General features: G+C 32.1%; 10 protein-coding genes. 3 read left to right on the top strand and 7 right to left on the bottom strand.

Going from position 1 to position 12,080, the window contains the following annotated elements:
- Positions 1 to 849: 849 nt before the first annotated feature.
- The 3 genes from pruA to LC076_RS09495 all read right to left on the bottom strand — a co-directional run bounded on the left by pruA (position 850) and on the right by LC076_RS09495 (position 5,381).
- Positions 850 to 2,397, bottom strand: coding sequence for an L-glutamate gamma-semialdehyde dehydrogenase (pruA, locus tag LC076_RS09505; RefSeq protein ID WP_226668012.1), 1,548 nt, complete (start codon positions 2,395 to 2,397; stop codon positions 850 to 852).
- Between the two features lie 119 nt (positions 2,398 to 2,516).
- On the bottom strand, positions 2,517 to 3,434 hold the full coding sequence (locus tag LC076_RS09500; protein ID WP_319005506.1) for a proline dehydrogenase: 918 nt from the start codon (positions 3,432 to 3,434) through the stop codon (positions 2,517 to 2,519).
- A gap of 507 nt (positions 3,435 to 3,941) precedes the next feature.
- Complete coding sequence (locus tag LC076_RS09495; protein ID WP_226668545.1) at positions 3,942 to 5,381, bottom strand: RNA-guided endonuclease InsQ/TnpB family protein; 1,440 nt, start codon at positions 5,379 to 5,381, stop codon at positions 3,942 to 3,944.
- A 257-nt stretch (positions 5,382 to 5,638) separates the two neighbouring features.
- Here LC076_RS09495 and LC076_RS09490 point away from each other — a divergent pair, with 257 nt between their 5' ends.
- The 3 genes from LC076_RS09490 to LC076_RS09480 all read left to right on the top strand — a co-directional run bounded on the left by LC076_RS09490 (position 5,639) and on the right by LC076_RS09480 (position 6,601).
- Entirely contained in the window at positions 5,639 to 5,824 is a 186-nt protein-coding gene (locus LC076_RS09490) for a hypothetical protein (protein WP_226668007.1), read from the top strand.
- 294 nt (positions 5,825 to 6,118) lie between these two features.
- Complete coding sequence (locus LC076_RS09485) at positions 6,119 to 6,298, top strand: hypothetical protein (protein ID WP_226668006.1); 180 nt, start codon at positions 6,119 to 6,121, stop codon at positions 6,296 to 6,298.
- Between the two features lie 126 nt (positions 6,299 to 6,424).
- Entirely contained in the window at positions 6,425 to 6,601 is a 177-nt protein-coding gene (locus tag LC076_RS09480; protein WP_226668562.1) for an SE1832 family protein, read from the top strand.
- 160 nt (positions 6,602 to 6,761) lie between these two features.
- On the opposite strand, the gene LC076_RS09475 is transcribed toward LC076_RS09480, so the two are convergent.
- From LC076_RS09475 to LC076_RS09460, 4 genes are all read right to left on the bottom strand, one after another.
- Positions 6,762 to 7,397 (bottom strand): FMN-dependent NADH-azoreductase, encoded by a 636-nt coding sequence (locus tag LC076_RS09475; RefSeq protein ID WP_226668004.1) that lies wholly within the window; start codon positions 7,395 to 7,397, stop codon positions 6,762 to 6,764.
- Between the two features lie 244 nt (positions 7,398 to 7,641).
- Complete coding sequence (locus LC076_RS09470) at positions 7,642 to 7,791, bottom strand: hypothetical protein (protein ID WP_226668002.1); 150 nt, start codon at positions 7,789 to 7,791, stop codon at positions 7,642 to 7,644.
- 454 nt (positions 7,792 to 8,245) lie between these two features.
- Positions 8,246 to 11,008: a phosphoenolpyruvate carboxylase gene (gene ppc / locus LC076_RS09465; RefSeq protein ID WP_226667999.1), complete on the bottom strand. Its 2,763-nt coding sequence runs from the start codon at positions 11,006 to 11,008 to the stop codon at positions 8,246 to 8,248.
- Between the two features lie 225 nt (positions 11,009 to 11,233).
- Positions 11,234 to 11,980: an alpha/beta fold hydrolase gene (locus LC076_RS09460; protein WP_226667997.1), complete on the bottom strand. Its 747-nt coding sequence runs from the start codon at positions 11,978 to 11,980 to the stop codon at positions 11,234 to 11,236.
- Positions 11,981 to 12,080: the final 100 nt, after the last annotated feature.

Genomic DNA, 12,080 nt, shown 5'->3' with positions numbered 1-12,080 from the left:
GGGATATTTGGTAGATAAATAGAGGTATGCCATAATGCCTTAATAAGAGAATATTTTTAGATTTGATATTTCTATAGGCTCTATCATTTCCTTTTTTATACTGTGATTAGCAGCCTTCGAAATAATTCCCTCTTTTCCTTTCAACATAGCAAAAAGCCTGCTTTCTCAACCAAATAGTAAAGAAGCAGACGCTTTTTTAAAACCCAACTAACAATAACATCTATATATAATATTTACTAAACTTTGTTCATGAAAGACTCTTTTCTGATTGATTGTTGCTAATAGACCTAATTATGCAGTGGAGACATTGTTGTTATAGCAAAATAGGTACTATCTTATGAAGTAAAGATGCCACTATGCTATATATAGTAATGTTTACTTGGAGTTGTTAAAGCAACAAAGTTAACGAAAACAGCCTCATGAAAAGAAGTTTACGTTTATCTGCTTTGGGTCTCCCTTTGACATAAAGAGAATATTTTAGATGCTGGGACATAAGTATTTAAGCTAATGATAAACCCGAAATATTAGGAGATATTTCAATTAATTATTCGCCTAATATTTCGGGTTTTTTATTTACTGTCTTCAATCAGATTTTTTGATTTTGCATACTATTTTTAAGAACTGGTGGAATGAAGCGGAAGACATTTGACTCCTGCGGGTGCAGAGGAAAGGCTGAGACCCCACAGGCGCTTGCGCCGAGGAGGCATAGCTTCCTCCCCGGCGAATCTTATGTCTGCAGCGCAATGGAACGAACTTGTTTCTTTCAACTTAACTGAATTTTGATTTATTCGTCTTTTTGTATGACATCTTTAATTATGTCCCAGCCTTATTCCCGTTATTAAATACTTTTTACAGCATTTCACTTATTGTTTTAGCTTGCATGTGTAGAGCTAAATAATCTGGACCACCGGCTTTTGAATCTGTACCTGACATTTTGAATCCACCAAACGGGTGATATCCAACGATTGCACCAGTACAATTTCGATTAAAATAAAGATTACCAACATGGAATTCTTGTTTTGCACGTTCAATATGTTTTCTATTTCTAGTTATAACAGCACCTGTTAAACCATATTCTGTGTTGTTTGCAATTTTAAGAGCTTCATCAAAGTTTGCTGCATTTGAAAATCCTACAACAGGTCCAAAGATTTCTTCCTGCATTAATCGAGATTTCGGATCAAGATCAGCGAAGATCGTTGGTTGGATAAAGTAACCTTTCGAATCATCCCCTTTACCACCAGTCATTAATCGTCCTTCTTCATTACCTACACGAACATAATCCATGATTTTATCAAATGAAGCTTGATCTATAACTGGTCCCATATAGGTGTCACCATTTTCAGGATTACCGACAATTTTTTCTTCAGTAATTTCTACAACACGTTGAAGAACTTGATCGTAAACATCTTCATGAACAACTGCTCGTGATCCTGCAGAACATTTTTGACCTGAGAATCCAAATGCAGAAGTAAAGATAGATTGAGCAGCAAGCTCTATATCACAATCTTTGTCAACTACAACAGTATCTTTACCACCCATTTCAACAATGACACGTTTTAGATGCATTTGTCCTTCTTGAACCTTAGCAGCACGTTCAAAAATACGTGTACCTACTTCACGTGAGCCTGTGAATGTGATAAGGCTTGTTTTTGGATGATCAACTAAATAGTCACCAACTTCAGATCCACTACCTGGAACAAAGTTTACAACTCCTTTTGGTAAACCAGCTTCCTCTAATACTTCAACAAATAGTGCCGCAATAACTGGTGTTGTACTAGCAGGTTTTAAAACAACTGTATTACCCGTTACAATTGGAGCTGCAACTGTTCCAGCCATAATTGCAAATAAGAAGTTCCATGGCGAGATCACAACTGTTACACCAGTTGGCGTATAGACATATTGGTTAATTTCACCTTCACGGCTATTAATCGGCTTACCTTTAGCTAATTCAATCATTTGTCTTCCATAATACTCTAAAAAGTCAATTGCTTCAGCTGTATCAGCATCTGCCTCTTTCCATGGCTTTCCACCTTCTTTTACTAATAAAGCTGAAAAGTCGTGTTTCTTCCGACGAATAATAGCTGCTGCTCTAAATAGAATATTTGCTCTTTCCTCTGGATTCCAATATCTCCAATCTTCAAACGCTTCAGATGCTGCTTGAATGGCTTGTTCAGCATGTTCTTTATTAGCTTTTGAAACTTTTCCAACAACTTCTTCTTTATTTGCTGGGTTATAAGATATGATCTTATCATCTGTTGAAACTCTCTCACCATTAATAACCAGTGGATAATCTTTTCCCATAATTTCTTTAACATTAGCTAATGACTCTTGAAATTGTTTACGGTTTTCCTCATTACTAAAATCAGTAAATGGTTCATGTTTGTAAGCTGTTGTCATTTAGATCGACTCCTTTGTTGTTTATATGTTTCTTAAGTAAAAGTAGCTAGTCAGTTTTTATAGTGACTTTCATTTTTCCCTATGCTTATACATAGTCATAATTTACATGATTGATAGAATTATTTTTTGGTCATTCCTTTAAGTACAAAAGCAAGATTTGCTGGGCGTTCAGCTAATCTTCTCATAAAATATCCATACCAATCCTGACCATAAGGTATATACACTCGCATGTTATATCCTTCTTTCACCAATTCTCTTTGTGTTGTTGCTCTCATACCGTATAACATTTGAAATTCGAATTGATTTTTAGGGATATTATGTTTATCTACTAACTCTTTTGTATACTCAATAATCGCATCATCATGTGTGGCGATTGCAGTAAAGTTTCCATTTAACAAATGCATTTTAATTATTTTTTTGAAATTATTATCTACATCTATTTTTTCAGGAAATGCTACATCAGCTGATTCCTTATAGGCACCTTTTACTAATCGAAGGGATGGATGATATTGATTTAACTCTTCTATATCATTAGTTGTTCGATAAAGGTATGCTTGTAAAACTGTACTAATATAGTTATATTTTTGTTTGAAATCTTTAAATATATCTAGTGTTTTTTGACAACGTTGTTCATCTTCCATATCAATCGTGACCATAATTTGATGCTTTTCAGCAGTATCAAGTATTTTTGTCATATTTTCATAAACTAATTGTTCGTCAATATCTAGACCTAAAGAGGTTAGCTTTAAAGAAACCTGTGAATTTATCTTTTGAGCTGCAATGGTCTCAATTGTTTGGATACATTCCTCTGTACGTTCCTTTGCAACAGCTTTACTTGTAACAAACTCACCTAAATGATCGACTGTTACAGCTAACCCATTCTCATTTAACTCTTTAATAAATTTAACCGAACTAGGAAAATCAATTCCACCAACAATCTTACCGGAGGCAATTCCACCACCCCAACTTTGAGCGGCACGATTCAACGTTTTATTTTTTGATAGAAATAGGAAGAAATCCCTTGAATTGACTTGCAAAATAAACACCTCCATAAAAGAAACAAAATATGAAATTCACTTCTTAAATATCATTTTACATATGTGCATTAACCGGAACAATGTATCAAAAATACAAAGATTTTGACTGTTCCTTGTGTGTAGAACACAAGATCACTAGAAGCGCTTCTTTTTTAAATAAACTCAAGTACTTGTACAACTCATGAGTGTGTTATATAAATACAATTCCACACTTAATGATAAGTTAAACCCTCATCATTCATTTCTTTTAAACAGGAAACATTGTACCTAAGCATGTTTATAGCAATAAAAGGTGATTATTTACTCATTTTTCAGGAGACACATAATTAGTCAGTTTCTTAGTATAATGAACACTCCCACCACTTAATTCTTTCATAATTTGAAGTGGGGGTTTCTAGGGTATCGACTTGAAACCTGACGATTAACCACTAGTGGAGTTGACACTTTGGTGTGCTAAAAACACCCAACCCCTTTATCCCATTGGTCTTGCCTTTGGGATTACTTTTTTTATTTCAAAACCAATACTTGTGGTCTCAACAATGATTCAACTTCTGAAAACATCTCTTTAAAAGCATAATCAAAGACTTTTCTCATGATGTTAGCCGCACCATTTACATCGGCGTTGATAATTACTCCGTTCTTCGAACGGTAAATTCCACGTTTAATACGCTTACCTGAAAATGATTTTTTTGACTCATTTTCGGAGTAAACGGGAATATTATCACAATCTAGAAAGCTTGCTTTTGAAGTGTATGATTCTTCCGTTATGAGGACTTGAATACCATGTCTTTGGAGTTTATATGTAATCATTTGAATCAAAAGACTGTGCGGAATCGTCACGAATGTTTGATTATTCTTCTTACCCATATTTGATTTTTGTTTCCAATCTTTATTTTGTCCAATAACAATGGTATCTATATCTTCTTCTAAAGCAATTCTCTCAATTTGATGACTTGCTTTATGAAACAAATCTTTGATTTTATTGAAACGTTTATTGTGAATTTTTTCTAACCGTTTGGATGTAAATTGTCCTTCTTTTGGATTTTTACCATGACGAAGAACGCCCGTATAGTGGGCTTTTAATTTATTGTATTGTTGGTTGATTGCTTTGATATTTTCGCCCTTCACTAAAATAGGTCTTCGACCTGTATTTGTGACGATGGTTGCAATATTATCAATGCCTAAATCAATTGACATCAAACGATTTTTAGATGGTTTTACTTCAAGCTCCGAAGGAACTTCAAAAATTATTTCTACTACATAATGGCCATATTTAGGATTTACACGAACTTGCTTTAATTTTCCATTCGTAAAGCCTAATTTACCGATATTCAAACGATCCTTAGTTTTAGGAAACTTTAAGAACTTATCCTCTTTGATCACGCAATCTTGGTTAGAGAACGAAACCTCTTTTTCTTTGGAACGACTGTACCCAGGTATTCTAGGTCTTGCTTTAAATTTAGATGGGTTTGTTTTAAAGTCACGTAAACTAGCATAAAAAGATTTCCAATTTTGAAAGACCACTTTCATAATCGCTTGACTTGATTGAGTTGGTAATGAACGATAATCATTTTGCATCATTACTTTGAAAAGAGAATCTAAGAAATGATAATCAACATAAGGTTTTTCCTTTGAAGGTTTAACAAATAAATTACACTTAATTTCTTTACGTTTTTCAATCGGTTTCATCTTTTCTTTAGTTAAATTCTTTTGGTAAGCTAAAAGCTGATTATCGTTCATTCTTGGGAAAAAATTATCAATATTAGCTAATGCTTCTATTTGAAGAGGTAGAAGCTCCTTTTCTTGCGTTAATCCAGTGTATATTTGACGGATATAAAAATTAGTAACATTGTGCATGTTTTTTGCATTTTCACACATTTTCTGAAAGTAATCGTGCATTCTATGACCTTTTTTTATCCATATTTGCATTGTTTTGTAGTTCGTCATTTGATTTTCACCTCCTATTGTATCAGAACAAGCGTTTCTATACTTCATAATATCAGAAATGGCAGTGAGATTCTGCTTAAAAATTAAAATCACCAATTCACCTCCCACCTATAATTCTAACGAATTTTTGTGGAAGGAGTCCTCTTGGCATTAATGATAGAAATAACTTTAAATATAGGCTAAGATATGATTATGTAATAGATGAATCTATTACTTTGATGCAAAAGATGAAAATATCTGTTTAAAAGGAGTACCTTATGAAAATACTTATGATGTTAGTTGTTATTATTGGAGTGCTAGCTTTATTAGGAACGATTTTATTGGGCGGAAAAGGAGATAATAATTATGATGAAAAAACAAAAGGAAATATTTCAAGGCTGTCACTAATTTATATTATCCTTGCAATATCAATTATTATTGCGTTTGCCGTTTATTTATTTTAGTGAAGGCTCTTTTCTGAAAGATTGATGCATTGAAATAATTATTTCTTAAAATTCTTTTACTTCATAGAAAAAGTACCAGTAGACTTTATACAGTGCTGTTTCCGTATACCGCCTTAGTGAATATTGCTATTCACTAAACAAATTATGAAAACGTATTCACAAATTGTTCATACTTTTTTGAAAGCACTTACACACAATGGTGCCATTTTATTTTATAATGAATTTATTACAAAATATTTAATTTAATACTAAATCTAAATAAAACTTAATACATCTCAGGAGGTCTAACATCAAATGAAACACTTTGTATTTTTAATTGATAATGGTAATGAAACAAGTGAACAGAAAATTAGTGCATCTGGTATGACAGAAGCTGTAAATAGAATTAAAGAATTAAAAAAGAATTTAATGAAAGAACAACAAACGAAATTAACGATCACATTTAAAGGTGTGATTTATGAAAACGCTTACTGATAGAACTCTAATTCAAACCTAAAAAGCAACCAACTAGCAAAGTCTAATGGTTGCTTTTTTACTTATTTCAGATTAGTTGTTACTATTATTATAATCAATTTAAAAACAAGAATAGGAGAATGCCAATTGACTACTAGTGAATTTAATCAAAAAATTGATGAGTTAAAAATGGAGTATATAAGAGTTCAAGGAGATATTGAAAAACTTGAATCTACTGGTCACTCAACTGAGAAACTGGAAATGAAATTAAATGAAATTGAAGAAACGATTAAAGAATATAGGTTAAAGTTAGACTTCAAATAAAGAAACAAATCAACAGCAGGATACAAAGTTACTCAATTGATTTTCTATCCTGCTGTTTTAATATTTTTTTATGTTTGAAAATATGTTATAAATTTATACCTTTCAAAAAACATCTCCCCTAATGTAGTTTTAGGGAAGATCTAAAAATTAGGCTACTTTATTAAAAAGTCTTAGCTAAATCCTTAGCACGAGCAATTCCATTTTCTTTAATTTCTTCTGCTTTATCTGGCATTGCAGCGTGTCCTTCAATGAATAATCCCTCAAATGATGGCACACCAAAGAAATTCATAATAACATTTAAGTAGCGATGTCCCATCTCTAATTCAGCTGCTGGCCCTTCAGAATAAATTCCACCACGTGCTTGAATGTGTAGTGCTTTTTTATCTGTTAATAATCCAACAGGACCTTGCTCAGTATATTTGAATGTTTTACCTGAAACAGCCACTGAATCGATATATGCTTTCATTACTGGAGGAAATGAGAAGTTCCACAAAGGTGTTACGAATACATATTTATCTCCAGAGATAAACTGCTCACACAATTCGCTTAATCTGCTCACCTTTGCTTTTTCTTCATTTGATAATTCATCAAAAGCATTGCCTGTTTGTAGCTTACCCCAGCCACTAAATACATCAACATCAATATGTGGAATATCTTCTTTATACAAATCAATGTGAACAATTTCATCACTAGGATTTGTTTCTTTATATGAATCGATAAAAGCTTTTCCTGCTGCCATACTAAATGATTGTGCTTCGTCGTGTGGATGTGCTGTAATGTATAGAATTTTTGTCATTAGTTATTCTCCTTTTATTTTGTCACCTTATTTTGAATCAAAATTACATAAAAAATACATGTTATATTATATTCAATTAAAATATTTTCAATTCGAGACAATTATATTAAAGGTATTAATTAATGTCAACTATTTCACGTTGAACTTCAACTTATCATTATCCTAACAAACTTTTGCACTATAAAGAGTTGCATAAAATAAAAAAGGGATTTGTCAAAAAAGAAAGACATTCCCCTTTATAATTCTATTCAGTTACATTTACATTGTAAGGATTTACAGCAATATTCTTTCTCATTTCATCTGTGATTTGTAATTCCTCAATTTCATTTACAGCAGTTGATCCAGTATAATCAGCTTGAACACTACCATCATAATGAGATGGTTTACTCTCCATTATTTCAACCTCCTATTTTTTTCATCTTATGTAACTATTTTACTATTTCTACACAAGATAAACGATAGATTTTGGAAAATTCATTAAAATAAACATGTTACTATGTGACATGTTTATTTTTGGGTTATATTCTATATTCTATTCCTACCTCTTAATATTTAGACAAAATCGTTAGAACTGTTTCCAATAAGGCATTCGCACCTTACTTAATATTTAATGCTTGTATATGATTCATTTCCATTTTGTAAGATTTTTCATATGTATATAACTTCATCCTTACAATCAACTAAATTTACGTTAGATTACCTTACACATTTCTATTCATATACATATTGATTTCTTTATAATAGAGAGACATTGCTAAATCAAGTACTGAAATATGATAATGGTGTTTTCTTTAAAAACGTAAAAAAGACTATCGATAATAATCGATAGTCCATAAAATCATATAAAATCAACCAGTATTACGTAAACCTGCAGCAATACCACTAATTGTTAACAATACTTCTGTTAATAATTCATCATTTGGTTCTTCTTGTTCACGAAGTTCTTTAATTAGCTCCACTTGTAAGAAGTTTAATGGATCAACATAAGGGTTACGTCTATGAACAGATTCTTTAATATTCGGCGTGTGATCTAATAATTCTTCATCACCTGAAATTTGGAGTAAAATTGTTTTCGTTTTATTATATTCTTCAACAATATTTCCAAAAATACGTTCTGCAATATCTTTATCTTTAACAAGTGATGTGTATTCATTAGCTGTTGTAATATCAGCCTTCATTAAAGCCATTTGTAAATTATCGATTGTTGAACGGAAAAATGTCCATTCACTATACATTCGTTGTAACAGTTTAAGATTTTCTTCACTTTTTGAAGCAAAGCTTTCTAAACCTGATCCTGCAGCATACCAAGCTGGTAATAGCTGACGACTTTGAGTCCACGCAAAAACCCATGGAATCGCTCGAAGATCTTCAAAACGATTTCGGTTTTTACGCTTCATTGGACGTGATCCGATATTTAGTTCAGCTAACTCATTTAGCGGAGTCGCTTCAGTAAAGTATGTTAAAAAGTCTGGATCATTAAATACTAGTGATTGATATTTCTTAAGAGAAACAATTGAAATCTCTTCCATCGCCTCTTCCCAAGCTTGTTCACGTAAATGTTTTTGTTCTGATCCCTCTGATAAATTAACAGATGCTTCTATTAGTGTAGATGTTGCTTGTTCTAAACTACGGTAAGCAATATCCTCACTTAAGTAGCGTGAAGACAACACTTCACCTTGCTCTGTAATTTTCACACCATCACCTAGTGTTTCAGCTGGTTGTGAAAGAATGCTACGGTTTAATGGACCGCCACCTCGTCCTAATGATCCACCACGACCGTGGAAGAACTTTAACCCAATTTTATGACGTTTTGCCATATCATGAATTTCTAATTGTGCTTTATAAAGCTTCCAATTAGCTGTAATTGTTCCGCCATCTTTACTACCGTCAGAATAACCAAGCATAATTTCTTGTGAATCACCAAGTATTTTTAAATGATTACGGTAAACATCCATTGTAAATAATGTTTCCATAATTTTTGGTCCTGCAATTAAATCATCAACAGTTTCAAGAAGAGGAGCCACATTTAAATCGCTTTCTACACTTCCATCAACATGTAGTCTATAAATTCCAGCTTCTTTAGCAAGTACCAATACTTCAAGTAAATCACTTGCAGATTGTGTCATACTAATAAGATATACAAGAATTGAGTTTTTCCCAAAAGTATCATGCGCTTTTTTAATCATTGTAAATACTTTAATCATTTCTTGTGTTTCTTTAGAATAATCTTCATTTAATAAAAGAACAGGACGTGGATCTTTTAACACTTTTTCAAGAGTTTTAAGTTTTTCTTCCTCTGAAAGTGTTGAATAATCATCTGCAACTTTAACTTTTCTTAAAATTTCTGTTATAGCAGCTTCATGCTCACCACTATGGTTTCGAATGTCTAATGTAGCTAAATGGAAACCAAATAATTGAACTTGACGAATTAATTTCTTTAGCATTTTCAGTTCACGTTGTGCTGGCTGATGCTTGTTAACACTTCTTTGAATTAAGTAAAGATCTTCTAATAATTCATCAGATGATTTATATCCTAAATCTGATTTTCCAACTTCTTCAAGGCGCAATAAAACGACAGCAAGCTTACGACGGTAAACTTCTGTTTCCACCGGCCATTGCTTTCCACCTGATAAATAAAACTTTTCCTCTTCTTCTACATTAGCAAATAATTCTTCACTTACTTCTACACGAGTAATTGAATGACTAAAGCGCTTCATCAATTCGATTAATGATTCTTTATATTTCTTTACAGCTAACTCTCTATGACTCTCTAACGTTTCCCATGATATTTCTGGGGTTACGTTTGGGTTTCCATCACGGTCTCCGCCAATCCATGATCCAAATCTAAGGAAATTCGGAACATTCCATTTGTGATCAGGAAATTGCTCCCCTAATCCTTCTTCTAGATCTTGGTGGATATCTGGTAGAACATCGAAAAACGTTTGATCAAAATAATACAAACCATTTCGAACTTCATCCATTACTGTTGGCTTACGATGACGTAATTCGTCAGTTTGCCAAAGTATTGTTACTTCATTAAGTAAGCTATCTTCTAACTTTTTGCGTTCTTTTTTTGTTAAGATTGGATTATCCAAGCTTTTTAAAATCATACCAATACGCTTTTGGATGTCTATAACCGAACGTTTTGTTGCTTCAGTTGGATGTGCAGTTATAATTAGTTCTAATGATAACGTATTCAGTACATTTTGAATTGTCGCCTCATCAATTTGATTTTCCTTTAGTGACAATAGTGCACTCTCTATTGAGGCAGATTGTACGACATGATCGTCTTGTAGCTGATATTCACGGCGCCTGCGAATTCGGTGATTTGATTCTGCGGCATTAATTAAATGGAAATAGATTGAAAATGCGCGAATAACTTGTTTTCTCATTGGTGGATCTAAATTTACTATTTCATTTTTCATCTCATTGTATGTTTGTTTATCAAAGTTATTTCGAAGATCTTTTGCCATCATTCTAAGTTTTTCTACTTTTTCAAGTAGTTCGGTACCACCATGATGAACAATAATCTCACCTAGTATATGTCCTAGTGCTTTTACGTCCTTACGTAGTGGTAAACTACTATCATTTGTTTCGACTCTTGATGTCATCGTGTCACCTTCCTCTAAATATTTGTTAGTCTATGAAATTTTAAGATAATTCTATCATATCATCTTTTGAAAAAAATTTCATCTTTAAATCTATAAATCTATACTAATATAAGATCATTTATAGTTTTTTCATCTAATAATTGTATTAATTAGATGAATTAACACCTATTTACCATTAATTACCTTAGTGAAGTTTACTATATTATTACAAATTTTAGTGATTAGTCATTTTTCATGTTGGTATTGCACTAAAAATCCTTCATAAATATCTTTGAAGCAATTAGGTCGATATAAGTTTGCGGCATGACCTGCATATTTAATTTCCCTATAAATCACATGTGGAATATCCTTATTTAGATCTTTTAGTGATGATTTATACAAATAATCATGGTCACCCATCACCCATAAAATAGGAACTTCTAATTTTCGAAGCTCACTACGTAGGTCATACGATAATCTATGTTCAATCGCCCTTTTTAAAATCGTTTCTTCTAACTCAAGACCATATTTATAGTAAATTTTCTTTGAAAGTGTTGAATAATGATCAAATAATTTACCTTTCGGATAGATTGCATTTGTATATTTCTTTAACCACGTCGAGTAATCTCCATACCGATTATCTCTATAGTGCATGAATACCTCAAATAACTGTGATGGGAAATTGTAGTGTCCACCAATAAAGCATAAACTACTCACCTTATGTTCCCACTTTGTGGTAAAAATTGTACCAGGATAGCAACCATAGCTAAGTGTACAAATATGAGCTTCATCAATTTCTTTCGTTTCATAAAATTTCTCTAATTGCTTTACTAAATTATCTAGTGAAAAATCAACCCATTTTCCTCTATCATCACCATGTCCTAGTAAGTTATAAGAATATGTATTATATTTACCTTTAAAATAATTCATTTGTTTATTGAACGCTCGTTGATTCCCTGTTAAACCATGAATAAATATAATATTTTCTTTCATTACTCCTCCATAGAAAGACTCCCTACAAATTTTTATTCAATTCTATTTTAGAGAAAGAATGTAAAGGAATTATATGGTACTCGTTAAGTTAATGTAATAA

This window comes from Metabacillus litoralis, from assembly GCF_020524045.1.
Classification (GTDB): Bacteria; Bacillota; Bacilli; order Bacillales; family Bacillaceae; genus Metabacillus; species Metabacillus litoralis_C.
Note: the sequence above shows the minus strand (reverse complement) of the source record. Positions and strands in the feature narration are given on the sequence as shown.